The following is a 24162-nucleotide window of genomic DNA, read 5'->3' as shown; positions in this document are numbered from 1 at the left end:
AAAATGCCTGTCTACACAGTTCATGCTCCCTTCCCCGGCGGCGCCGATCTGCGCGCGACCGACAAGTTCGTGTTCGTGCGCGACGGCTTTCATTTCTGGGCGATGGTATTCGGTCCGATCTGGCTGGCCTGGAACAGGCTGTGGCTGGCGCTGATCGGCTGGATCGTCTTCCTGGCCGCATTCGATGGGGAGCTGCACAGCCTCGGCGTCGGCCGCCGCTCGATTTTCGTTGCCAACGTCATCGTCGCGCTACTGATGGGTTTCGAAGCTTCGAGCCTGCGCCGCTGGACGCTGTCGCGTGGCAAATGGCGGCAGCTCGATGTCGTCGTCGCTGATGACGAGGACACCGCCGAGCGCCGCTTCTTCGAGCGCTGGAGCAAGTCCCAGCGCGGCATCGTCAACGACCAATGGGCCGTCGATCGCGGCGGTCCGCCGCCGACCCGAAACGTGCCGGGTCAGCCATTTTCGAGCGCGCCGCCGCTTCCGGCCGGCGGCATCATTGGATTGTTTCCAGAACCGGGAGGGTCAAGATGAGCGTCGCCATCATCGATTACGGTTCCGGGAATCTTCATTCCGCCGCCAAGGCCTTCGAGCGCGCCGCGCGCAGCCTGGAGAACCCGCAGAAAGTCATCGTCACCAGCGATCCCGATCAGGCCTATGAGGCCGATCGCCTGGTGCTGCCTGGCGTTGGCGCCTTCGCCGATTGCCGGCGCGGCCTCGATGCCGTCAACGGCATGGTCGAGGCGATCACCGAAGCGGTGCGCGTCAAGGCGCGGCCGTTCTTCGGCATCTGCGTCGGCATGCAGCTGATGGCGAGCCGCGGCAAGGAGCATGTCATCACCGAAGGCCTGAACTGGATCGGCGGCGACGTCGAGAAGATCACGCCGCGCGATGAAAGCCTGAAGATCCCGCACATGGGCTGGAACACGCTCGAGTTGCTGCAGGAGCATCCAGTGCTGAACAAGCTGCCGCTCGGTGAGAAGGGCCAGCACGCTTATTTCGTGCACTCCTACCACCTCAACGCCGCCAACGAGGCGGATGTGCTCGCGCGCGCCAATTACGGTGGTCCCGTCACGGCGATCGTCGGCAAGGACACCGCCATCGGCACGCAGTTTCACCCCGAGAAGAGCCAGCGCTTCGGCCTCGCCTTGATCTCGAACTTTTTGCGATGGAAACCGTGATTCTCTTTCCTGCCATCGACCTCAAGAACGGCCAGTGCGTGCGCCTCGAGCAAGGCGACATGGCGCGCGCCACCGTTTTCAATCTTAATCCGGCCGCGCAGGCGCAGAGCTTTGCCGAGCAGGGCTTTGAATATCTCCACGTCGTCGATCTCGACGGTGCCTTTGCCGGCAAGCCGGTGAATGCGTTAGCCGTCGAGGCGATGCTGAAGACGATCAGGATTCCGGTGCAGCTTGGCGGCGGCATTCGCGATCTTGCGACCGTCGAAGCCTGGCTCGAAAAAGGCATCACCCGCGTCATCATCGGCACGGCCGCAGTGCGCGATCCGGAGTTGGTGAAGGCTGCGGCGAAGAAATTCCCCGGCCGCGTCGCTGTCGGCCTCGATGCGCGCGACGGCAAGGTCGCTGTCGAAGGCTGGGCCGAGACTTCGCAAGTGACGGTGCTGGAGATCGCACAGCGCTTCGAGGATGCCGGCGTTGCCGCCATCATCTTCACCGACATCGCGCGCGACGGCCTGCTCAAGGGCCTCAACCTCGATGCGACCATCGCGCTTGCCGACGCGATCTCGATCCCCGTGATCGCCTCCGGCGGTCTCGCCTCGATCGAGGATGTAAAAGCCATGCTGACGCCGCGTGCCAAAAGGCTCGCCGGCGCGATTGCGGGACGTGCGCTCTATGATGGCCGGCTCGATCCCGCCGCCGCCCTTAACCTGATCCGCGATGCGCGCAGGAGCTGACACATGTTCAAGGTGCGTGTGATCCCCTGCCTCGACGTCAAGGACGGCCGCGTCGTCAAGGGCGTCAATTTCGTCGATTTGCGCGATGCCGGCGATCCCGTCGAGGCCGCGATCGCCTATGATGCTGCCGGCGCCGACGAGCTGACCTTTCTCGACATCACCGCGACCCATGAGAACCGCGGCATCATGCTTGATGTTGTCAGGCGCACGGCCGAGGCCTGCTTCATGCCCGTCACCGTCGGTGGCGGCGTTCGCGAGGTCAACGACATCAAGACGTTGCTGCGGGCCGGCGCCGACAAGGTCTCGATCAACAGCGCCGCGGTGTCGCGGCGCGAGTTCGTCAAGGAAGCCGCCGAGAAGTTCGGCGAGCAGTGCGTCGTCGTCGCCATCGATGCCAAGCGGGTCAAGCGCCCGGGCGGCGACCGCTGGGAGATCTTTACCCATGGCGGCCGCAACTCGACGGGGATCGACGCCATCGAATATGCCCAGGAAGTGGTCTCGCTCGGCGCCGGAGAAATCCTGCTCACGTCGATGGATCGCGACGGCACCAGGCAGGGTTTTGATATCCCGCTGACCCGGGCGATCGCCGACAGCGTTCCCGTTCCCGTGATCGCCTCGGGCGGCGTCGGCAATCTCGATCACCTCGTCGACGGGATCCGCGATGGGCACGCCACCGCCGTGCTGGCCGCCTCCATCTTCCACTTCGGGGAATTCACCATCCGTGAAGCCAAGGAGCACATGGCGCGGCGGGGCCTGCCCATGCGCATGGATGCCTGACGACTCCCGTTCATAATAATGCTACACAGGCCGGCGGGATTGGCCTTTGGCCGGAGATGTTTCGAGTAATTCCGATGCCGCGTTTCACCATCCACGACCTCGCCCAAACCATCGACGCCCGCGCGGCCTCCGGTGGCGAGGCCTCCTATACCCGCAAGCTGCTCGACAAGGGCGCCGAACATTGCGCCAAGAAGTTCGGTGAGGAAGCAGTCGAAACTGTAATCGCAGCAGTCGAAAACGATCGCGCGCATCTGATCGCCGAGAGTGCCGACCTGCTCTACCACTTCCTTGTGCTGCTCAAGGCGCGAGGCGTAAAACTGGAAGACGTGGAAGCCGCGCTCGACAAGCGTACGAATATGTCAGGGTTGGAAGAGAAAGCGTCTCGCAAGAGCTGAGAGTTTGTTTGAGCATGATCTTTTCGGAAAACCGCTACACACTTTTCCGGATCATGCTCGCCTCTTAACGGAGAAGGTCGCGTCATGGATATCCGCGCACCGGAGCAGCAATATAATCCATACCGCGTCTACACGCGCAAAGAGTGGGCGCGGTTGCGCGACGATACGCCGATGACGCTGGAGCCGGGCGAATTCGACCGGCTGCGTTCGCTGCACGACCGCCTCGATTTCAAGGAAGTCGAGGACATTTACCTTCCGCTGTCGCGTCTTTTGTCGATCTATGTCGATGCGATGCAGCGCCTGTATTACGCCGAGCGGCAGTTCCTCAATATCAGGGACCGCAAGGTGCCCTACATCATCGGCGTTGCCGGTTCCGTCGCGGTCGGGAAGTCGACCACGGCCCGCGTGCTCCAGGCGCTGCTGGCGCGCTGGTCGCCGCGTCCGAAGGTCGAGCTGATCACCACCGACGGTTTTCTCTACCCGAAGGCCCTGCTCGAGCAGCAAGGCATCCTGCAGAAGAAGGGTTTTCCGGAGAGCTACGACCTGCCGCTGCTGCTGAGCTTCCTGTCCGATATCAAGTCCGGGCGCCGTCACGTGCGCTCGCCGGTCTATTCGCATTTGACCTACGACATCGTGCCGAATGAATGGGCGGAGGTCGACCAGCCCGACATCCTGATCGTCGAGGGTGTCAATGTACTGCAGACCGGCAAGCTGCCGCGCGACGGCAAGGCGGTGCCTGTCGTGTCCGACTTCTTCGACTTCTCGGTCTATATCGACGCCGACGAAGAGGCGCTGCGGCGGTGGTACATCAAGCGTTTCCTGGCGCTGCGCGACACCGCATTCACCAATCCAAAGTCCTACTTCAACCGCTATGCGCTGTTGTCGGACGAGGAGGCCATCGCCACCGCCACCGCGATCTGGGAACGCACCAACCTCGCCAATCTCGAGGACAATATTTTACCCACGCGCCCGCGCGCGACGCTGATCCTGAAGAAGGGCGCGGACCACGCGGTGGAAAGCGTGGCGCTGCGGAGGCTGTAGCTTCCCGGAGCGATCGATCGGCAAGCAGATCACTTGCCGGCGCTGGCCATCCAATCCGCTGGCTTGATGCGCCCAGCAAAACTGGCGGCCCCGCCGCTGTTGGCCCGGTAAACGAAAGCCTCGCCTTCCTGCACGTCACTGGCGTCCTTGCCAAAGGCATCGGTGATGTTCGTCTTGTGAGTGACCAGGAAAGTGTTGGTGCCTGCCTGCGGAGATGCATCGACGAGCCGACGCACGGCCTGTCCGGCTTTTGCATTCGCGCCGGTCGGGTTTGCCATTCCCGATGCGCTGGCATTGCTGCTGTCAGTCAACACATCGACCGGCTTGACCTCGCGGCCGGACATCAGCTTGCCCGCCTCGATCGCGCGATTCAGCCGGCTGGTGTACACCTCGCCGATCGGGATCGCGAGCTGCTTGATTGCCGCCCCGATCTGGCGGGCCATATCCCTACCCTTTTCACTCAGCTGACGCTGGGCGCTCATGTCGTCGAACCTGAAAGGATAGAAATCCTTTTGGCTGTCATCGGTCGCGGTGTGGCGAAAGACCAGCACATAGCCGCCCTGCTTGAGCGCCGAGATGAGTTCAGGCGTATCGGCCAAGGCGCTCCGGGAAAGGTCCGCGAGAAGGGCAATGATCGCGAGGCGGACAAGCACATTCATGCGCAAGATCCTCTGTGCAAATGCCCCGGAGGATGGTGGCGCGCCCCGCAGTCGATTTCAATTGTCGATTGCCGGTCGAGATCAGGTTTCCGTGAAATTGCAGATCAGACCGCCACCTGCCGCGCCGCCGCCAGCCCGGCCAGCGCCTCGTCCAGCTTCTCGCGATCGAGTGGCTTGATCAGAAATCCGTTCATGCCGGCCTCGAAACAGGCGTAGCGATCTTCCACCAGCGTGTTTGCCGTGAGCGCAAGGATCGGCGTGTTGTGCCCGCCGGTCGCGGCCTCGTGGGCGCGGATGCGTTTGGTCGCCTCGATGCCGTCGAGCTGCGGCATCTGGATATCCATCAACACCAGATCATAGGGCGTGCCGGCCGAGCTGGCCGCGAGCCAGGATTCCAGGGCGGCGTCGCCGTGAACCGCGATGACGACGCGGTGGCCGAGTTTTGTGAGCAGCGAGCGCATCAGCAGCGCGTTGATCTCATTGTCCTCGGCGACCAGGATCGAGAGGCCGCCCGCGGGCGTTTTGATCGGCGCGGTCTCGACGGGCCCGGGCGCAAGATCGGGCGAGGCGACTTCCGGCGTCAGCGCAAGACGCGCGGCAAGCGAGGCGGCGCGCAGCGGCTTGACCAGGAAGCCGGTGAAATCAGGCGAGAGCTTTTCGTGACGCGAGCTCGGTGTCAGCAACACGAGGCGCTGCGTCGCATGCGCGCGGGCGGCTTCGCCGACGCGATCGGCAATGGTTGTACCGAGGGCACGGTCGACCAGCACCGCGTGCCAGGACCGCTCCGGCAGCAGTGCCTCGGCTACCGCCGCATCCGCGACCAGGCAGGTCTGGCCGCCCCAGCGCTCCAGCCGCCGCGCGATCAGGGATGCCTCGATGCCGTCGGCCACCAGCAGGATGGATTTGCCGCTGAGATCAGGGCTCGGGAACGCCGTTCGTCCGGCGTCGCCTTGCGATGGCGCGAGCGGAATCGCGACCTCGAAGGTCGAGCCCTTGCCGGGCGCGCTCTCCAGCGTGATGCGACCACCCATGCGCTTGACGATGCGTTCGCTGATGGCAAGGCCAAGCCCGGTGCCGCCATAGGTGCGGGCGACGCAATCGTCGGCCTGCTCGAATTCGCGAAAGATGCGCGACTGCGCCTCCGGCGCGATGCCGATGCCGGTGTCGCGGACGAGGAAGCTGATCTCGTTCGACCAGATGCCGGGTTCGACGATCAGCGCCACACCGCCTGATGCGGTGAACTTGATGGCGTTGCCGGCAAGGTTGAGCAGCACCTGGCGCAGCCGGGCGGCATCGCCCGTCACCTCGAGCGGCAGCCGCTCGTCGACGTAAGCCGCGATCTCGAGTTTCTTGGCCTGCGCGCGCGGCGCCAGCAGCTCCGTGACCTCTTCGATCAGGGTCGAGAGTGCAAAGGGACGCTGCTCGAGATCGAGCTTGCCGGCTTCGATCTTGGAGTAATCGAGCAGCTCATCGATCAGCGCCATCAGCGCTTCGCCTGATGTCTTCACTGCCCTGGCGTAGGTCGTCTGCTCCTGCGTCAGACTCGTGTCGAGCAGCAGTCCGCCCATTCCGATGATGCCGTTCAGGGGGGTGCGAATCTCGTGAGAGGCCATCGCGAGAAAGCGCGACTTGGCGCGGTTGGCGGCGTCGGCCTGGTCGCGAGCGTCCGACAGCGCACGTTCGGTCTCGGTGCGGTCGGTGACGTCGCGTCCGACGCTTTGCAGCTCGGCGGGCAGGCCGGCATCGTGGCGGACAAGACCCTCGCGCCATGCAATCCAGCGCGCGCCGACAGGTGTCACGATCTTCTGGTCATGGATGCGCGTGCCGCTCGCTTCGCGCGCACTGTCGCCCTGCTCCAGCACGTCAAAATCAAAGCGCGTGCCGACCAAGGCGCTGCGCGCCTGCCCGGCCAGCGCGCAATAGGCGTCGTTGGCGAAGGTGATGCGTCCCTGATGGTCGCGCAGCACGATGAGATCGCCCTGCGATTCGAACAGGCTGCGGGCGCGGTCTTCGGCCTCTTTGAGCTCCCAATTGCGGTCGATCAGCGCCTCGTTGTGCGCGGCGAGCTTCTTCATCCGCTTGCCAACAAAACGCAGCCGCATGCTGAGCGTGGCAAGGCCAAGGCAGGCCAGCGCGAACAGAAAGCTCGCGCCGATCGCAAACGTATTGGGGTCGTAGCCGGAATTTTCCGCGCGACTTCCGGTGACGAAGCCATAGGCGCCGCCGAACGTTGCCGAGAAGATCATGAAGGAGCGGATGGCGAAGGCGATCTTCGGGTGGCGGCGCCTGAAGCGGCGCATGCGCACCTTGATCCGGAACGTCCGATCCATTGCCACCGACCCCGACTCTTATCCGCAACCTGCCACCGCCATGTGCGACGATGTCCTGCCCACCTTGCGAACAGTTTGAGGCCTTGGAGCGGCCTCGAAACATGGTTGACGAGGTGTTAAAATGTTCAGAGCGAGGCGGCGTGGAGATGGTGGTGGCCGCCACGGGCGCCAACGATCAGCGCCGCTGCCTCCTTCTCCGAAAATGTCCTCGAGCGGACATAGATGCGATAATCGGCCGGGCCTTCGGTGGTCAGATAGACCGTCGGACGATCGCCGCCGGGTTGCCCTGAAATCGCGACCAGATTCGTGGATGGATTGCCCTGGCAGGCGCCCGGCTCGTCGCTCGCGCCGTCGTCGACGACGGCGAAGTCCGCGGCATCGGCATCGTCGGTGATCTGCACCCGAACCGTGGCCTGCGCGGGATCGTCGGTGAAGGCGACCTGGGTGCCGGCGGTCCAGAACAGCGAGGTGAGCTCGACCGAGATGTCGCCGATGGCGATGCAGGGATGCGAGACCGATCCGATCTCGCTGCGGGCGAACACCGCAGCCGCCAACAGGGGAACCACCGAGGTCAGGATCTTGAAACGCAACATGACACGCTACTCGCCAACGAGACGCCCAAGGCCGGACTGGAACTTGTCGGCCTTATGGTTTGCAGAGCGTAAAGGAAACTCGTTACCGCCGGGTTGACGCCCGGGATGATCAGGCGAGCTGCCGCACATCCTCCGCGAGTGCGCGGTAGGACAGCGCTTCGGCGAGATGCAGCCGGCCGATCTTCTCACTGCCATCGAGGTCGGCGAGCGTGCGCGCCACCCGCAGCACGCGGTGATAGCCGCGCGCCGACAGCCGCATGGTCTCGGCGGCATCGCGCAGCAGCTTTTGTCCCTGCGCATCGGGCCTGGCGATGTCCTCCAGCAACGACGCCGGCGCCTCAGCATTGGTGCGGACCTGCGGCAGGCCCGCCTCCGCGTAGCGCGCGAGCTGGATGTCGCGCGCCGCCGCCACGCGCGCGGCGACCTCAGCGGAGCCTTCGGTTGGCGGCGGCAGGATCAGATCGGCTGCAGTCACGGCGGGGACTTCGATGCGCAGATCGATGCGGTCCATCAACGGGCCGGAGATGCGCGCCTGGTAATCGCCGGTGCAGCGGTCGATGCGGCCGCGCTTGCAGGCATAGCCGGGCTCGAACGCATTGCCGCAGCGGCAGGGGTTCATCGCAGCGACCAGCATGAAGCGGGCAGGGTAGGTGACGCGGTGATTGGCGCGCGACACCGAGACCTCGCCATTCTCCAAGGGCTGGCGCAGCGAATCCAGCACGCGCGGATCGAACTCGGGCAGCTCGTCGAGGAACAGCACGCCCTGATGCGCGAGCGAGATCTCGCCGGGCTTGGCCCGCGCGCCGCCGCCGGTGAGCGCAGCCATGCTGGCGGAATGGTGCGGCGAGCGGAACGGCCGCTGCGAAGTCAATGCGCCGCCTTTGATCTCGCCGGCGACGGAGGCGATCATCGACACTTCGAGCAGTTCGCCCGGCGACAGCGGCGGCAGGATCGAGGGGAGGCGCGCGGCCAGCATGGATTTGCCGGCGCCGGGCGCGCCGATCATCAGTAAATGATGGCCGCCGGCGGCCGCGATCTCCAGCGCGCGCTTGGCGCTCTCCTGGCCCTTGATGTCGCGCAGATCGAGCAGCGAGCTTGCGGCTTCATGCACTTTCGGCACGGGCCGCGACAGCACCTGCGTGCCCTTGAAATGGTTGGCGATCTGGATCAGCGAATGTGCGGCGACGATCTGGATGTCGGGGCTCGCCCATGCCGCTTCCGAGCCGCAGGCGGCGGGGCAGATCAATCCCTCCTCGCGCACATTGGCGCCGATCGCGGCGGGCAATACGCCGGCCACAGGCGCGATCGAGCCGTCGAGGCCAAGCTCGCCGAGCACGGTGAAACCGGCCAGCGCGTCCGGCGGGATCGCGCCGATCGCCGCCATCAGCCCGAGCGCGATCGGCAGGTCGTAATGGCTGCCTTCCTTCGGGACGTCGGCGGGCGCGAGATTGACGGTGATCCGGCGCGCAGGCAGCGCCAGCCCCGAGGCGATCAGCGCCGACCGGACCCGTTCGCGCGCCTCCGACACGGCCTTGTCTGGCAGGCCGACGATGGCGAAGGCCGGCAGGCCCGGCGCGACCTGCACCTGCACGTCGACCGCGCGGGCCTCGATACCCTCAAAGGCGACTGTCGAAACCCGCTGGACCATGCTCGAACCAGATTTGCCCCTTGCACAATCGAGGGTAGCAGAGCGCCATCGCCCTGACAAGAACAATACGGGAACAGGCGCGAGCGTGGCCGGATTTCCTAACAAAAAGTCAACGGGACCAGGACATTAAGCTTCGACTACGCCTCGAATGCGACCGGCTGCGCTCAGCACATCCCAACACATGTCCGCTACTCCTAGAGTGCGGGATGGGCCGTGATCTAACGGGTGAACAATTCAAATGCTTGCAAATCGCCGCAGAAGCGAACGTCGGGTGTGCAGCCGGCTGGCCAAGATTCATTTGGGCGCGGGGTCGCTGCCGCGGGACTGCACGATCACCGATATCTCGGATGGGGGCGTGAAAGTGGTGGCGGAATTCCTGGAAGTGCCGCCGCAATTCACCATCATCTTCGCGCCGGATTACTCCCGCCAATGCCGCCTGCGCTGGCGCATCGGCTGCGAATTCGGTGCGGAATTCACCGATTGAGCCATCAAGCGCCGCATCCTTAACCGGACTTTAGCGTTAATCGGCACAGCATCTCTGATCAGTCCGCCGGCGGTGATCAGAGTATGTCCAAGCGTTCGTCCCTTGCCTCGTCCCCGGCGAGATTGCTGCTTCCCGCGCTCGCGGCGCTTGCCCTCGGCGGCTGCCAGACCACCGGCCTGGACGACGTGACGGGCGCGCTCGGCGCGAGCAGCAAGCCGGAGCCAGCGGCGAGCGCCGACGCCAGGCCCGACATGGACGCCCTGCGCGCGCGCTACCGCGCCAAGCCCACCGATCCCAACATCGCCCTCGAATACGTCAAGGCGCTGCGCGAGATCGGCCAGCGCGGCCAGGCGGTCGCGGTGATGGAGCAGGCGGTGCTCGCCCATCCCAGCAACAAGGCGTTGCTGGCCGGCTACGGCCGCGCGCTCGCCGACAACGGCAATTTCGAGCAGGCCTTCGACGTGCTGAGCCGCGCGCACACGCCCGAGGATCCCGACTGGCGCATCCTCTCGGCACAGGGCGCGGCGCTCGATCAGCTCGGCCGCAACGAGGAAGCGCAGCAATATTATGCGTCGGCGCTGAAAATCGTGCCCGACGAGCCGACCGTGCTGTCCAATCTCGGCCTATCCTATATGCTGCAAAACAATCTGCCGAAGGCCGAACAGGTGCTCGGCCGCGCTTATCAGCGCAATCAGAACGATGTGCGGATCCGCGCCAATCTCGCGCTCGTGCTGGGATTGGAGGGCCGCCAGTCCGAAGCTGAAACCCTCGTGAAGGCGGATCTGCCGCCGGACCAGGCCGCGGCCAAGATCGCGGCGCTGCGCCAGGTGCTGGCCAAGAAACAGCAGCAGCGGGCGGAGAAGTAATCTCACTAAGGCCGATCGAGTTAGGCTCGCTGGGCGCACCAACGGAGGTGCGTTCCCTCCCCCACAAGCGGGGAGGGAGCGGAGAGAGGATCGCTTCGCGCTTAAGACGCCTTGCGATGCGGCGCGCGTGCCGATCTGCCCTTCAGCTTCTTCAGCAGCGGTCCGAGCAATGAGCGCTTGGGTTTCTTCACCTCGCCGCGTCCGGCGAGCCGATTGGCCATGGTCTGGAACAGCTCGGTGGTGCGGTGGCTCTTGGAGACTTCCGCGATCATCTGGCCGTTATTGGCCGCAGTCGAGAACAGTTTCGAGTCGAACGGAATCACCGCGAGCGGCTGGCTTTCCATGGTCTTGGCGAAGGACTTCACGTCGATCTCGGCCCGTTTGTGCATGCCGACCTGGTTGATGCAGTAGAGCGGCGGCCGGTCGTTCGGCCGTGCCGTTTTCAGCACCGTCAGCATGTTCTTGGTGTTGCGCAGATTCGCGAGGTCGGGCTCGGCCACGATGACGATGTCGTCGGCGTTGACCAGCGCGCGCTTGGTCCAGGCCGACCATTGATGCGGCACGTCGAGCACGATGCAGGGCGTGGTCATGCGCAGCGTGTCGAAGATCGCATCGAACGCCTCGGCGCCGAAATCATAGACGCGATCGAGCGTGGCGGGCGCCGCAAGCAGGCTGAGATGCTCGGTGCATTTGGCGAGCAGGCGCTCCATCAGCGCCGTGTCCGGCCGGTCCTGCGACAGCACCGCATTGGCGATGCCCTGCGCCGGATCCTGGTTGTAGTCGAGCCCGGCGGTGCCGAAGGCGAGGTCGAGGTCGATCACGACGGAATCGAGCGCGAGGTCGCGCGCGATGGTCCAGGCCACATTGTGCGCGACCGTGGACGCGCCGACGCCGCCCTTGGCGCCGACCACCGCAATGATGCGGCCGGTGATGATGGCTTCCGAAGCCGAGAACAGGCTGCAGATCGAGCGCACCACGTCGATGGTCTCGACCGGCCCGATCACGTAGTCGTTGACGCCGCGCCGCACCAGCTCGCGATAGGGCGCGGTATCGCCGGGATTGCCGATCACGACCACGCGCGTGCCGGGATCGCAGACGCCGGCGAGGTCGTCGAGACCTTCGAGGATGTCGCGCGTGCCGTCGGATTCGATCACGATGACGTTCGGCGTCGGCATCGTCTCATAGATTTCGATCGCCGCGGCAAGGCCGCCGCTCTTGGCGGTGAGATGCGCCTTGGCGAGACGGCGATCCTGGCCGGCCGCGGTCACTGCGTCGAGCGTCTTCTCGGTCTCGCAAAACGCCTGCACCGAAATGCGCGGAACCGGCGCAATGTGCTCGTCGGGGTGCTGCGGATCGTCCGCCTCTTCGTCGTGGATCTCAGTCATTTGCCTGTATCGCTGAGTTTGGCCTTTTCAGCCTCGGGATAGCTGGTCGCGGTCGTGTTGCCCTTGCGGTAGCGGTCGAAGGCGATGTCGCGCCGCGCCGTATAGACCGGCGTCTCTGCGCGCGGCTGCTCGAGATCGGCCGGGTTGTCGATCATCGCGGCGAGATTGCGCTGGGTGGCGCAGCCGAGATTGAAATAGGGATGGTTCTCGTTGTAGCCGGGGTCGAGGATGGACGGCCCCACGTCTTCGGGCCACAGCCCGCAGGGGCCGGCGACCGCGGTGATCTTGGAATAGCTCAGGCGGATGGTCGGCAGCAGGCCGGGATCTTCCGGGCGATAGGGATGCTGGACGATGGCGCGTGACGGCACGCCGCCGCTGCCGAGCACAGAGCGGATCTCGTGATAGGTCGCCGCGGCCGCGCGCGAGTTTGCGGTGTCGATCGGCACGTCGACGACGACCGAACCGGTGCCTTCACGAACCCAGTCCTGGGCAATGCCCATCACGTCGGCGTGCTGCGCGGCCGACAGGCCGCCGCGCGACTTGCCGACGAAGATCACGATCGAGCGTTTGCCTTCCTGCACCGCGATCGGATGACGCATGCGATAGTCGGTCGGCACCGCCTGGGTGGTGACGACATCGCCTGTCGTGTTGCAGGCCCCGAGCATGACGGAGAGCCCCGTCAGCGCGAGCGCGATGCGCAAATTGCGACGTCGATCGGATGTCTTCGTCATCGCCTGGTCCCCTCTTGTCCCAACTCGTTCTCCGGTCCCCAAACCGTCGGTCAGTCGATGATGAAGCCGAAATCGCCCTTGACGCCGTCGATCGGATCGACGCGGCGCGCGATGCCGTAGAGCCGGTTCATGCGGCCCAGCAGCGCCGACTGCGCATCCGAGGAGGGCGCGAAGCCGTCATCGGGCCGCGACAATTCCTTCTGGGCGACCGCGCGCACCACATAGGGCGTCACGATCACCATCAGCTCGGTCTCGTTGTTGACGAAGTCCTGGCTGCGGAACAGCGCGCCGAGGATCGGGATCTGGTCAACGCCGGGCAGGCCGTTGATCGCCTGCTTGGTCTGCTGCTGGATCAGGCCGGCCATCGCCATCGAGCCGCCGGACGGAATCTCCAGCGTGGTCTCGGCGCGGCGGGTCTGCACCGAGGGGATGGTGATCGAGTTGGTCGAGTTCGGGGACAGCGCCTGTGACACAGTGATGGAATTTTGGCTCGAAAGCTCCGAGACCTCGGTCATCACGCGCAGGCTGATGCGGCCCTCGCTGAGCACGACCGGGGTGAAGTTCAGGGAGATGCCGAACTTCTTGTAGGTGATCTGGGTGGTACAAACATGGGTGACCGGATCGCAGGCGTAGCCTCCCGGAATTGGAAATTCGCCGCCTGCAATGAAGGTGGCCGATTCACCCGAGATCGCGGTCAGGCTCGGCTCGGCCAGAGTCCGCATCACGCCGGCGCTTTCCATGGCGCGCATCGTGGCGTTGACAGTGGCGACACCCTTGGCGAGGCCCGTGACGCCAAGCCCGTTGTTGCTGACCAGCGGCCCGCCGCTGGCCGAGAACGGGTTGGAATTGTTGAAGTTCACGACCGCGGTGCCGGCGTTGAGGCTGGCGCTGAGGTCGACGCCCAATTGCTTGACGATGTCACGGCGGACTTCGCCGACGACGACTTTCAGCATCACCTGGTCGCGGCCGCGCACGACGATGTTGTTGACGACCTTGTCCGGGCCGCCGACCAGCTTTGCGGCGACGTCGCCGGCCTGCTGGGCCTCGACCGGGCTCGACACCGAACCGGTCAGCATCACGCTGTCGCCCACGCCCTCGATCTGCACACCGGGCAGGGTCTGGCGCAGCGCCGTGCGCATGCCGTTGAGATCGCGCTTCACCGCGATGTCGTAGGAAGCGACCTGCTGGCCGTCGGCGGTGAAGAACACCACGTTGGTCTGGCCGACCTGGGAGCCGATGATATAGGCGCGCTGCGACGAGCGGATCACTGCATTGGCGATCTTGGGATCGGCCACCAGCACGTCCTTCACCTCGCGCGGCAGGTCGATGACGACAGACTTGCCGACGCCAAGCGACAGCGAGCGCGTCCTTGCCGGCGCGATGGTTGCAACCGGTGTCACGCCGAGATCTGGCGCCTGCATCGGCGCCTGGTCTCCGACCGGCGCGTCCGCAGCGCGGACGAGATCGGGGGCTGCGACCAGCCCCAGCATCATTACGGCCCCTGCCCAGAACGAGCTTGCGCGCTTCCCCCGAATGCGCAGGCCCGTCCGATTAACCCCGTCCTTCATCATGTCCCCATCACTTCTGTGACGTCAGCTGTCGCGCCTGTACGCCGTAGCGAATCACGTTCACGCCGGTCTGGCGCTGCTTGAGTGCCTGCTCTTCCGGTCCACCGTCGGAGGCGTTGGCATCGGCAATGCTGCGCAACGCGAGGGTCAGCGTGCCGCCCTGGCGCGAGGCCGAGAGCGTCGCGACCTGATCGGGCCGGAGCTCGAGCGTGACGGTCTTGCCGAGCACGGCGTTCTGGCCGTCCTTCTCCTTCGGCGCCTGATCGATCGCGAGCACGCGGATGTTGGTCAGGATGACTTCCGACACGACCAGATCATTGCCGCCGGTCTGGCCGTTGGGGCCGTCGGGATTCTTCAGCCGACGCGTCAGGACGATGTCGACGCGGTCGTTCGGCAGGATGAAGCCGCCAGCGCCCGTCTCGGCTGAAATCTCGGTCGATACGGCCCGCATGCCGGACGGCAGGATCGCGGCCATGAAGCCGGAGCCGTCGGCCCTGACGAGCTTCTGCTCGCGGATCGGCTCGCCCTGCATCAACGGCATGCGCGCGATCGAGCCGGCGATCTGCGTCTGTGCGTCGGGCCGGTTGTCGCGGCGGATGAAGGCGCTGCTGGCGGTCGCTTGCGGCCAGGTCTGCCATTGCAGATCCTCAGCCTTCACGGCCTGGCCGAGCTGGATGTCGGATTTGGCGACGAGCACCTCGACCGTCGGCAGCTTCTCGGCGACAGGGGCGACAGGTGCGGGCTTATTGTCGTAACCGCTGGCCAGATACGCAGCGACGCCGCCGGCGCCGAGCGCAATGACGAGAACGACAATGCGTGCGGTGTTCATACGCTTCTACTCTTACGCGGGGCACTCGATCCGCACGTGGCGGGTTCCCCCGCATCGATGAGTAGGGAGTAAAAGTATAAGGGGTGTTGCGAGGCCGAGTGTGATGGCCAGTGACATCGCGAGTTTTGGGCAGATGGTGAATGCCGCGTTAGTCGGGCGGCGCCGCCCCCGTAGAAACACGCAAGTGCGCTCCCGCGTTCGGACGAGAAACGCAGGGCGTCATGGTGAACGGGTGGTTAGTGAGGGGGCGGGCAGTGTTCTATCGATGTCAGCACAGCGCTCGTGATCCGTCATCCTGAGGTGCGAGTGGCGCGATGCCTAGCATCGCGCCGGGAGCCTCGAAGGATGAGCGGCCCCGATACAGCCGGGCCGTCGCCCTTCGAGGGCCGCTGAAGGAGCGGCCACCTCAGGGTGACGGATCACATACACCGCCCTACTTCTTCCGCTTCTGCTCGATCACGTCCCAGATCTTCGCCGCCACGTCAGGGCCGCCGAGGCGCGCGATGGCGCGGATGCCGGTGGGCGAGGTCACGTTGATCTCGGTGAGGTTGCCGTTGATGACGTCGATGCCGACGAAGAGCAGTCCGCGCTCGCGCAGCGCGGGTCCAACGGTGGCGCAGATCTCGCGCTCGCGCGGTGTCAGCTCGGTCTCCTTGGCCGCGCCGCCGCGCACCATGTTGGAGCGGAGGTCGTCGGTCGCGGGCACCCGATTCACGGCGCCGGCGAACTCGCCATCGACCAGGATGATGCGCTTGTCGCCGTGCTTCACCTCGGGGATGAACTGCTGGATCACCCAGGCCTCTTTGAATGTCACCGAGAACATGTCGTAGAGCGAGCCGAAATTCATGTCCTGCGGCATCACGCGGAACACCGCCGCGCCGCCATGGCCGTGCAGCGGCTTCATGACGACGGCACCATGCTTGTCGCGGAACGCGTTGATCTCTTCGAGGTCGCGCGAGATCAGGGTCGGCGGCATCAGCTGCGGAAAATTCATCACGAACAGTTTTTCGGGCGCGTTGCGCACCGAAGCGGGATCGTTGACGACCAGCGTCTTCGGATGGATGCGCTCGAGCAGATGCGTCGAGGTGATGTAGGCGAGATCGAATGGCGGGTCCTGGCGCAGCAGCACCACGTCAAAGCCGTTCAGCGCCTCGCGCCTGGGCTCGCCGAGGGTGAAATGATCGCCAGCCTCGTCGCGCACCGTCAGCAGCTGGACGGGCGCCACGATCTCCTCGCCGACCATCGAGAGCTTGTCAGGGGTGTAATAGGACAGACCATGGCCGCGCTTCTGCGCCTCCAGAAGCAGCGCAAAGGTGGAATCGCCCTTGATGTTGATGCGGGCGATGGGGTCCATCTGGACGGCGATTTTGAGTTTCATGGTCTGCCTTTCAGGTCGAGGCGTCGAATGCCGCCAACACATGGCGTGGAAGTGAGCGCGGCGCAATCAGCATGGCGTCGAATCGCAATTCGAATTCCGCATGCTCGGGATGCGCTACAAGCCAGCCCTGCGCGGCGTCGATGATGCGCTGCTGCTGGCGCGGCGTTACCGCATAGGCGGCCTCGTCGAGGCTGGCGCGCGCCTTGACCTCGACGAAGGCGATCAAATTGCGGCGGCGCGCCACGAGGTCGATCTCGCCATGCGGCGTCCGGTAACGTTTGGCGAGGATGCGGTAACCCTTCGCCATGAGAAAAGCTGCGGCGCGGCTCTCGGCCGAGATGCCGGTGCGGAATGCGGCGACGCGCTCGGGCGAGGGAGCATCCTTAGTCTTCGCCATCGCCGCTCCGCAGGTCGTTTGCGAGCTCGAGCGCGCGGGCATAGACCTCGCGCTTTGGTCGCCCCGAGAGCGCGACGGCATGCGCAACCGCATCCTTGACACTGTGAGTGGCGAGCTGTGTGCGCAGCAGATCGTCCAGCGCGTCCGATGTCAGCACGTCGGCATCGGCGGCAGGCGGCGCAATCACCAGCACAAATTCGCCGCGTGTCTCCAGCGTGGCGGCATCGCGCGCGAGCTCGCTCAACGTCGCGCGCGAAATCTCCTCGTGCAGTTTTGTCAATTCGCGGCAGGTCGCGGCCTCGCGCGTGCCCATGATTTCAGCGAGATCGGCGAGCGTGTCCTGCACGCGATTGCCGGATTCGAACATGACCAACGTCGCATCGATGCGGGCAAGCTCGGCCAGGCGTGAACGCCGCGCGGCGGATTTCGTCGGCAGGAAACCTTCGAAGAAGAAGCGGTCGGTCGGCAGCGCCGCGACCGATAGCGCCGCCAGCACCGAGGACGGTCCGGGCAGCGCATAGACCGCATGGCCGGCCGCGCAGACCTCGCGCACCAGCTTGTATCCGGGGTCGGAAATCAGCGGCGTGCCCGCATCCGACACCAGCGCGACCGAGCCGCCGGCGGCCAGCGCCTCCAGGATCTTGGGCCGCGCGGCCTCGGCATTGTGCTCGTGGTATTGCTTGAGCTGCGCGGAGATGTCGTAGCGTTCCGTCAGCCGCCGGGTGATGCGGGTGTCTTCGCAGCAAATGACGTCGGCCGCGGCGAGCGTCTGCAGCGCGCGCAGCGTGATGTCACCGAGATTGCCGATGGGGGTCGCGACCAGATAGAGGCCGGCCGCAAGCTTCGGCGCCACCAGCCGGTGGGCATCGATAGAGAACCCGCGCGAGGCGGCGTCCGTAGCTTCAGTCGTATTTATCGGGGCCGGCTTTGCGCGCATAATGAACGAACTTAGGCATGATCTCAGGGGCTGGGAACCGGCCCCTCGGAAAAGATCGTGCCTGGCTAAGATATTGAAGCGGGGCGAGGCAGATCTGGAAGGAAGGACTGGAATGTGATCCATCCGGCATCACATTCCCGAGGGAGTGGGGCGTCAGCGCCATATTCACGGCGGAAACGACGCCTTGATGCTTTTGTGACGGACGGCGACGAGCCAACCAAGACAGGCCGGCGATCGCGTTAAGCGGTCATTATCCTTTTGTTTTGGTTAACCATTTGCCGACAATATGCCTGAATCCCCGGCTTGTGTCGCGGAAAGAATGTTGTGACCGGCGCGAGCTGCCGGTCAGAAGAGAAGCTGAGATGGTGGGCCCGCGTGATCTGAAGTCTCCCGTTCAGGGGCCCCTGATGTCAGGGGCGACCCGGCGGAGTGCGCTCGGCCTGCTGCTCGGCACGCCGTTGCTGTCCGCCTGCGCAGGCGTGCAGCAAAGCCTCAGCCAGTTCTCCAATCCCTTCTCCAGCTCCTCGCCGCCGCCAGCCCAGCCGGCCGGTCCGCCGCAGCAGGCGACCACTGCCGGCACCGGCGGGGTGAAGGTTGCCGTGATCCTGCCGCTCTCGGCCGCCGGCAATGCGGGGCTTGCCGCGCAATCCATGCGCAACGCCGCCGAGATGGCGCTGGTCGAGTTCCAGAACCCGAACATCCAGCTCCTGATCAAGGACGACAATGGCAGCCCGCAGGGCGCGCAAGCCGGTGCGCAGCAGGCGGTCGACGAGGGCGCCGAGATCATCCTGGGGCCGCTGTTCGCGCAGTCGGTGCCGGCGGTTGCACAGGTCGCGCGCACGCGCGGCATTTCGGTGATCGCGTTCTCGACCGATTCGAGCATCGCCGGCCGGGGCGTCTATCTCCTGAGCTTCCTGCCGGAGTCCGACGTCAATCGCATCATCGAATATTCCGCCAGTATCGGAAAACGCTCCGTTGCCGTACTGGTGCCTGATAATGCCTATGGCAATGTCGTCGAAGCCGCGGTGAAGGCGGCAGTGCCGCGGCGCGGCGGACGCGTCGTCGCGTTCGAGAAATACGGCGCTGATCGTGCGACGCCGGCGCGATCCGTGGCGCAGCAGCTCGGCAGCGCGGATGCGCTGTTCATTGCCGATGACGGCGATACCGTCGTTGCGGTGGCCGATGCGATGACCGCGGCCGGCGCAAATCTGCGCAACATCCAGCTGCTCGGCACCGGCCTGTGGGACAGTCCGCGTGTCTATGCCAGCCCGGCCTTGCAAGGCGGCCTCTACGCCGCGCCAGATCCGGCAGGCTTTCGCGCCTTCTCCGGCCGCTATCGTACCAAATACGGCGCCGAGCCGATCCGCACGGCGACGCTCGCCTATGACGCGGTCGCGCTCGTTGCCGCGCTCGCGCGCACGCAAGGCACCACGCGCTTCTCGCCCGACGTGCTTACCAACCCCTCAGGCTTTGCAGGCATCGACGGCCTGTTCCGTTTCCGCGCCGATGGCACCAATGAGCGCGGACTTGCGGTGATGAAGGTGACGACCGGCGGTGGTGTCGCGGTCGCGGGCTCGCCGAAGAGTTTTGGGGCGTAGCCCGGGACTACGGCATCTCGTTACGCGGCGAGATCCGCGACCACCGCATCGAGCACCGGGAATCCGCTGCTCGTCACGCGCAATCGGCCCGTCGCATCCACGGTGATGGCGCCTTCTTCGCGCAAGAGCGCGATGCGGCCGGGGTCGAGCGGGCGGCCGGACAGCGCCTTGTAGCGCTCGGGGTCGATACCCTCAGCCAAACGCAATCCCATCAGCAGGAATTCGTCGGCGCGTTCTTCGCTGTTGAGGAGATCGTCGGTGACGATGCCGTCGCCATTGCTCTCGACGCGCATCAGCCAGGCTTCGGGGCGCTTCTCGGTGGCGATGGCGTGCCTGATACCGTCGATGTCGAGGCGGCCATGCGCGCCGGGACCGATGCCGGCATATTCCTCGCCGCGCCAATAGACCAGGTTGTGCCGGCACTCGGCGCCGTGCCGTGCGTGGTTGGAAATTTCGTAGGCTGGCAGCCCGAGCTTGTCGCAGGTTTCCTGCGTCACGTCGTAGAGCGCGCGCGCAACGGCTTCGTCCGGCGTCTTCAATTTGCCGGCCTGGTGCAGGCCGAAGAATGGCGTGCCTTCCTCGATCGTCAATTGATAGAGCGATAGATGCTCGGCCGCTTCATTGATCGCGAGCTTGAGTTCGTCCGCCCACATTGCCGGTGTCTGGTCGGGACGGGCGTAGATCAAATCGAACGAGTAGCGGTCGAACGAGCGGCGCGCGATAGCGACGGCATCGAGCGCCTCGCGCGCGCTGTGCATGCGGCCCAGCGCTTTCAGCGAGGCATCGTCGAGCGCCTGCACGCCGAGCGAAACGCGGTTGACGCCGGCTGCGCGATAGCCGGCAAAGCGCGTCGCTTCGACGCTGGTCGGGTTTGCCTCCAGCGTGACTTCGACGTCACTGGCAACACTCCAGTGCTTGCCGATCGCATCGAGCACAGCGCCGACGGTGGCCGGCCGCATCAGCGACGGCGTGCCGCCGCCGAGGAAAATCGAGGTGACCTCGCGGCCGGGCGCGCGCTCGGCAGTCGTCGCGATCTCGCGCGCAAAGGCCGAAGCGAAGCGTGCTTCGTCGATCGCGGCGTGGCGGACATGGCTGTTGAAGTCGCAATAGGGGCACTTCGACAGGCAGAACGGCCAGTGCACATAGACGCCAAAAGCTTCAGATTCATGTTTTGACGCGTTTTCCTGGCGCGAACCGGTATCCACTTCGCTCGAAAACGCTCTAGCGCGGCTCAAGGCAGATCTCCGCCAGTTTCACGAAGGCGCGGGCGCGATGCGACAGGCCGAGGCCAAGCGGCGGCAGGCCGTGCTTCTCGATGCTTTCCATCTCGCCAAAGGTGCGGGTGTGACCGTCAGGCAAGAACATCGGATCGTAACCGAAACCGGACGTGCCGCGCGGCGGCCACACCAGCGTGCCGTCGACATGCGCCTCGACCTCTTCGAGATGATTGTCGGGCCAGGCGACGCACAATGCAGAAACGAAATGCGCCTTGCGCTTGTCAGGCGTCGTGGCGCCGCGCTCCTGCAGCAGGCGCTCGATCTGCGCCATGGCGGCGGCGAAATCTTTTGAGGGTCCGGCCCAACGTGCGCTGTAGATGCCCGGTGCGCCGTCGAGCGCGTCGACGACGATGCCGGAATCATCGGCGAAAGACGGCAGTCCGGTCGCCTGCGCCGCCGCGATCGCCTTGATCGCGGCGTTGCTGCGGAAATCATGGCCGGTCTCGTCAGGCTCATCGAGGCCGAGCTCACCGGCCGACACCACCTCGATGCCGTGTGGCGCGAGCAGCTCCTTCATCTCGGCGAGCTTGCCGGGATTGTGGGTCGCGATAACGAGCTTTCCGGTGATTCGGCGGTGCATGGGCCTATTGACTACGCGACAGCCAGTTTCTGCAAGTCCACCAGACGCGCGATGCCCTTTTGCGCCAAGGCGATCAGTTTCAGCAACTCGTCCTGCGTGAACGGCTCGCGTTCCGCCGTGCCTTGAACCTCGATGATGCGGCCATCGCCGGTCATGACGAAATTGGCGTCGGTCTCGGCCTCCGAATCCTCGGCGTAGTCGAGATCGAGCACCGGCGTGCCGTTGTAGATGCCGCAGGAGATCGCGGCGACGTTGTCGCGCATCACGTTGGCCTTGACCATGTTCCGCGCCTTCATCCAGGCGATGCAGTCGGCGAGCGCGACCCAGGCGCCGGTGATGGAGGCCGTGCGGGTGCCGCCGTCGGCCTGGAGGACGTCGCAATCGACCGTGATCTGGCGCTCGCCGAGCGCTTCGAGATCGACGATGGTGCGCAATGAGCGGCCGATCAGGCGCTGGATCTCGACGGTGCGGCCGCTCTGCTTGCCGGCCGAGGCTTCGCGTCGGGTGCGTTCCGAGGTCGCGCGCGGCAGCATGCCGTATTCGGCGGTGACCCAGCCGCGGCCCTGGCCCTTCAGCCATGGCGGCAGGCGGTCTTCCAGCGTGGCGGTCACAAGGACGTGGGTGTCGCCAAATTTCACGAGGCAGGAGCCTTCCGCATATTTGACCACGCCACGCTCCAGCGTCACGGGGCGCAATTCGTCGGGCGCACGGCGGCTTGGCCGCATGGGAAATCCTCCGGAACTCATGGGGTAGGGCTGTTCGCGGTGCTTGTAGGTGGGGCGAGAGGGACCAGCAAGGGGAAACGACAAGGCTTTTTCACCCCCCGATAGCCACCCCGCAAACGCCACGCTTGTCAGAACCCTCGCGGATGGACAAATTATGAGTATCTGAGAGGAGTTATCGTCTGTGGCCCATCACGATCCGATCCATCTGATCGCGCCGCGCGCAGGCCTCGCCCAGCTTAACGAGCGTTCCCGCGACATCTTTCGTCAAATTGTCGAAAGCTATCTCGCAACCGGCGAGCCGGTCGGCTCGCGCAATATCTCGCGCCTGATCGCGATGCCGCTGTCGCCGGCCTCGGTGCGCAACGTCATGGCCGATCTGGAACAGCTCGGCCTGATCTACGCCCCGCACACCTCGGCCGGCCGGTTGCCGACGGAACTCGGCTTGCGCTTCTTCGTCGACGCCCTGATGCAGGTCGGCGACCTCAACGAGGCCGAGCGGCAGTCGATCCAGAGCCAGCTCACCTCCGTCGGCCAGGCACACTCGGTCGAGGCGGCGCTGGATCAGGCGCTGACCCGGCTCTCCGGCCTGACCCGCGCCGCCGCGGTGGTGTTGACGCCAAAGTCCAACGCGCGGCTGAAACACATCGAATTCGTCCGCCTGGAACCCGAAAAGGCGCTGGTGATCCTGGTCGGCGAGGATGGCCAGGTCGAAAACCGCGTGCTGACGCTGCCGCCGGGAGTTCCCTCCTCGGCCATCATCGAAGCCGGCAATTTCCTCAACGCGCGCATTCGCGGCAGGACGCTGGCCGAAGCGCGGCTCGAGCTCGAAACCGCGCTTGGCGAGGCCCGGGCCGAGCTCGATCAATTGACGCAGAAGGTGATCTCGGCGGGCATCGCGAGCTGGTCGGGCGGCGAGAACGAGGACCGCCAGCTCATCGTCCGCGGCCACGCCAATCTGCTGGAAGATCTGCACGCGCTGGAGGATTTGGAGCGGGTTCGCCTGCTGTTCGACGATCTCGAGACCAAGCGTGGCGTGATCGACCTGCTCGGGCGTGCCGAAACCGCCGAAGGTGTCAGGATCTTCATCGGCAGCGAGAACAAGCTGTTCTCGCTGTCGGGCTCCTCCACCATCATCTCGCCCTATCGGGATGCCGCCGGCCGTATCGTCGGCGTTTTGGGCGTGATCGGGCCGACGCGGCTGAATTATGCCCGCGTGATCCCGACCGTGGACTATGCCGCCCGCATCGTCAGCCGCCTGCTGGGGGGCTGACCGGCATTTGCGCCGATCACGGGCGCTTGATTTTCAGCGCCCGAAGCACGATATCCGGGCCAGAAAACCTCCCCTTGAGATGAGTTCGAGAAGCAGCCGATGACCGATCCAACCCGGCAACCCGAAGACACGGCCGCGCCGACCGGTGAGCCCGTAGTGTCAAAGCCCTACATCATGCCCGACGATCCCGAGCCGGGCTCGGTCGAAATGTTGCAGAAGGAGGCCGCCGAGGCGCGCGACCGCATGCTGCGGACGCTGGCCGAGATGGAGAATCTGCGCAAGCGCACCGCCAAGGAAGTCGCCGATTCCAAGCTCTACGGCGTCACCGGCTTTGCCCGCGACGTGCTCGATATCGCCGACAATCTGCAGCGCGCGCTCGATGCCGTTCCGGCTGAAGCGCGGGCCACTGCCGACCCCGGCATGACCGCGCTGATCGAGGGCGTCGAGCTCACCGAGCGTTCGCTGCTCAATGCGCTGGAAAAGCACGGCGTGAAGAAGTTCGATCCGCAGGGCCAGAAGTTCGATCCGAACTTCCAGCAGGCGATGTACGAAGTGCCCGATGCGTCGGTGCCCGCGGGTACTGTCGTGCAGGTCATGCAGGCCGGCTACACCATCGGCGAGCGCGTGCTGCGCCCGGCGCTGGTCGGCGTTGCCAAGGGCGGCGCGAAGGCTGCGCCCGCAGCGAACAGCAACGAAGCGAACTGAACGACGTCAAACTAGTGGAGTCATTCCGGGGCGATGCGAAGCATCGAACCCGGAATCTCGAGATTCCGGGTTCG

At 65.3% G+C, this 24162-nt stretch carries 25 protein-coding genes; 11 read left to right on the top strand and 14 right to left on the bottom strand.

Annotated features, from left to right (window positions below):
- Window positions 1-3: 3 nt before the first annotated feature.
- The 6 genes from Q0687_RS24060 (at window position 4) to coaA (ending at window position 4128) form a co-directional block, all read left to right on the top strand.
- Window positions 4-534: a DUF2628 domain-containing protein gene (locus tag Q0687_RS24060; protein ID WP_298882320.1), complete on the top strand. Its 531-nt coding sequence runs from the start codon at window positions 4-6 to the stop codon at window positions 532-534.
- Window positions 531-1181: an imidazole glycerol phosphate synthase subunit HisH gene (gene hisH, locus Q0687_RS24055; protein WP_298882318.1), complete on the top strand. Its 651-nt coding sequence runs from the start codon at window positions 531-533 to the stop codon at window positions 1179-1181. Before Q0687_RS24060 ends, hisH begins: the two co-directional genes overlap by 4 nt.
- On the top strand, window positions 1178-1915 hold the full coding sequence (gene hisA / locus Q0687_RS24050) for a 1-(5-phosphoribosyl)-5-[(5-phosphoribosylamino)methylideneamino]imidazole-4-carboxamide isomerase (protein WP_298882315.1): 738 nt from the start codon (window positions 1178-1180) through the stop codon (window positions 1913-1915). Before hisH ends, hisA begins: the two co-directional genes overlap by 4 nt.
- Before the next feature lie 3 nt (window positions 1916-1918).
- Window positions 1919-2692, top strand: coding sequence for an imidazole glycerol phosphate synthase subunit HisF (hisF, locus tag Q0687_RS24045; RefSeq protein WP_057752035.1), 774 nt, complete (start codon window positions 1919-1921; stop codon window positions 2690-2692).
- Between the two features lie 74 nt (window positions 2693-2766).
- The gene (locus Q0687_RS24040; RefSeq protein WP_298882307.1) at window positions 2767-3087 is read left to right on the top strand and encodes a phosphoribosyl-ATP diphosphatase; all 321 of its coding nucleotides are present in this window, start codon (window positions 2767-2769) and stop codon (window positions 3085-3087) included.
- An 84-nt stretch (window positions 3088-3171) separates the two neighbouring features.
- On the top strand, window positions 3172-4128 hold the full coding sequence (gene coaA, locus Q0687_RS24035; protein WP_298882305.1) for a type I pantothenate kinase: 957 nt from the start codon (window positions 3172-3174) through the stop codon (window positions 4126-4128).
- 29 nt (window positions 4129-4157) lie between these two features.
- On the opposite strand, the gene Q0687_RS24030 is transcribed toward coaA, so the two are convergent.
- The 4 genes from Q0687_RS24030 to Q0687_RS24015 form a co-directional block, all read right to left on the bottom strand.
- On the bottom strand, window positions 4158-4787 hold the full coding sequence (locus tag Q0687_RS24030) for a histidine phosphatase family protein (RefSeq protein ID WP_298882302.1): 630 nt from the start codon (window positions 4785-4787) through the stop codon (window positions 4158-4160).
- A gap of 104 nt (window positions 4788-4891) precedes the next feature.
- The gene (locus tag Q0687_RS24025; RefSeq protein WP_298882299.1) at window positions 4892-7117 is read right to left on the bottom strand and encodes an ATP-binding protein; all 2226 of its coding nucleotides are present in this window, start codon (window positions 7115-7117) and stop codon (window positions 4892-4894) included.
- Window positions 7118-7242: 125 nt separating this feature from the next.
- The gene (locus tag Q0687_RS24020) at window positions 7243-7710 is read right to left on the bottom strand and encodes a hypothetical protein (protein ID WP_298882296.1); all 468 of its coding nucleotides are present in this window, start codon (window positions 7708-7710) and stop codon (window positions 7243-7245) included.
- A 109-nt stretch (window positions 7711-7819) separates the two neighbouring features.
- A complete protein-coding gene (locus Q0687_RS24015; protein WP_298882293.1) occupies window positions 7820-9358 on the bottom strand; it encodes a YifB family Mg chelatase-like AAA ATPase in 1539 nt (512 codons plus the stop codon).
- Between the two features lie 238 nt (window positions 9359-9596).
- Here Q0687_RS24015 and Q0687_RS24010 point away from each other — a divergent pair, with 238 nt between their 5' ends.
- Window positions 9597-9842: a PilZ domain-containing protein gene (locus Q0687_RS24010; protein ID WP_237860885.1), complete on the top strand. Its 246-nt coding sequence runs from the start codon at window positions 9597-9599 to the stop codon at window positions 9840-9842.
- Between the two features lie 83 nt (window positions 9843-9925).
- Window positions 9926-10708, top strand: a complete 783-nt coding sequence (locus Q0687_RS24005) for a tetratricopeptide repeat protein (protein ID WP_298882283.1) — start codon at window positions 9926-9928, stop codon at window positions 10706-10708.
- A 101-nt stretch (window positions 10709-10809) separates the two neighbouring features.
- On the opposite strand, the gene Q0687_RS24000 is transcribed toward Q0687_RS24005, so the two are convergent.
- The 7 genes from Q0687_RS24000 to rsmI all read right to left on the bottom strand — a co-directional run bounded on the left by Q0687_RS24000 (window position 10810) and on the right by rsmI (window position 17933).
- Window positions 10810-12093 (bottom strand): AAA family ATPase, encoded by a 1284-nt coding sequence (locus Q0687_RS24000; protein ID WP_298882280.1) that lies wholly within the window; start codon window positions 12091-12093, stop codon window positions 10810-10812.
- Window positions 12090-12824 (bottom strand): CpaD family pilus assembly protein, encoded by a 735-nt coding sequence (locus Q0687_RS23995; protein WP_298882277.1) that lies wholly within the window; start codon window positions 12822-12824, stop codon window positions 12090-12092. The genes Q0687_RS24000 and Q0687_RS23995 overlap by 4 nt, the downstream gene beginning before the upstream one ends.
- A gap of 50 nt (window positions 12825-12874) precedes the next feature.
- Window positions 12875-14392, bottom strand: coding sequence for a type II and III secretion system protein family protein (locus Q0687_RS23990; protein WP_298882457.1), 1518 nt, complete (start codon window positions 14390-14392; stop codon window positions 12875-12877).
- Between the two features lie 10 nt (window positions 14393-14402).
- Window positions 14403-15221: a Flp pilus assembly protein CpaB gene (cpaB, locus tag Q0687_RS23985; RefSeq protein ID WP_298882274.1), complete on the bottom strand. Its 819-nt coding sequence runs from the start codon at window positions 15219-15221 to the stop codon at window positions 14403-14405.
- A gap of 433 nt (window positions 15222-15654) precedes the next feature.
- A complete protein-coding gene (gene gshB / locus Q0687_RS23980; protein ID WP_298882271.1) occupies window positions 15655-16599 on the bottom strand; it encodes a glutathione synthase in 945 nt (314 codons plus the stop codon).
- A 10-nt stretch (window positions 16600-16609) separates the two neighbouring features.
- Window positions 16610-16996, bottom strand: coding sequence for a YraN family protein (locus Q0687_RS23975; protein ID WP_298882269.1), 387 nt, complete (start codon window positions 16994-16996; stop codon window positions 16610-16612).
- Window positions 16983-17933: a 16S rRNA (cytidine(1402)-2'-O)-methyltransferase gene (gene rsmI, locus Q0687_RS23970; RefSeq protein WP_298882266.1), complete on the bottom strand. Its 951-nt coding sequence runs from the start codon at window positions 17931-17933 to the stop codon at window positions 16983-16985. Before rsmI ends, Q0687_RS23975 begins: the two co-directional genes overlap by 14 nt.
- 362 nt (window positions 17934-18295) lie before the next feature.
- Between rsmI and Q0687_RS23965 the strand changes: the two genes are divergently transcribed.
- Complete coding sequence (locus Q0687_RS23965) at window positions 18296-19531, top strand: penicillin-binding protein activator (RefSeq protein ID WP_298882264.1); 1236 nt, start codon at window positions 18296-18298, stop codon at window positions 19529-19531.
- A 20-nt stretch (window positions 19532-19551) separates the two neighbouring features.
- Here Q0687_RS23965 and hemW read toward each other — a convergent pair whose 3' ends face one another.
- The 3 genes from hemW to rph are packed head-to-tail and all read right to left on the bottom strand — an operon-like array spanning window position 19552 to window position 22113.
- Window positions 19552-20736 carry a radical SAM family heme chaperone HemW gene (gene hemW / locus Q0687_RS23960; protein WP_298882454.1) on the bottom strand — a complete coding sequence of 395 codons (1185 nt, stop codon included), beginning with the start codon at window positions 20734-20736 and terminating at the stop codon, window positions 19552-19554.
- 16 nt (window positions 20737-20752) lie between these two features.
- Window positions 20753-21388: an RdgB/HAM1 family non-canonical purine NTP pyrophosphatase gene (gene rdgB, locus Q0687_RS23955; RefSeq protein ID WP_298882262.1), complete on the bottom strand. Its 636-nt coding sequence runs from the start codon at window positions 21386-21388 to the stop codon at window positions 20753-20755.
- An 11-nt stretch (window positions 21389-21399) separates the two neighbouring features.
- Entirely contained in the window at window positions 21400-22113 is a 714-nt protein-coding gene (rph, locus tag Q0687_RS23950; RefSeq protein WP_298882260.1) for a ribonuclease PH, read from the bottom strand.
- Window positions 22114-22294: 181 nt separating this feature from the next.
- Between rph and hrcA the strand changes: the two genes are divergently transcribed.
- Together hrcA and grpE are read left to right on the top strand one after the other, a co-directional pair.
- Entirely contained in the window at window positions 22295-23383 is a 1089-nt protein-coding gene (gene hrcA, locus Q0687_RS23945; RefSeq protein WP_298882257.1) for a heat-inducible transcriptional repressor HrcA, read from the top strand.
- A 99-nt stretch (window positions 23384-23482) separates the two neighbouring features.
- On the top strand, window positions 23483-24088 hold the full coding sequence (grpE, locus tag Q0687_RS23940) for a nucleotide exchange factor GrpE (protein WP_298882254.1): 606 nt from the start codon (window positions 23483-23485) through the stop codon (window positions 24086-24088).
- Window positions 24089-24162 lie beyond the last annotated feature (74 nt).

The sequence above is a fragment of the uncultured Bradyrhizobium sp. genome (genome assembly GCF_936928535.1).
GTDB lineage: Bacteria > Pseudomonadota > Alphaproteobacteria > Rhizobiales > Xanthobacteraceae > Bradyrhizobium.
The sequence above is the reverse complement of the archived record's forward strand: the minus strand, read 5'-3'. Positions and strand labels throughout refer to the sequence as shown.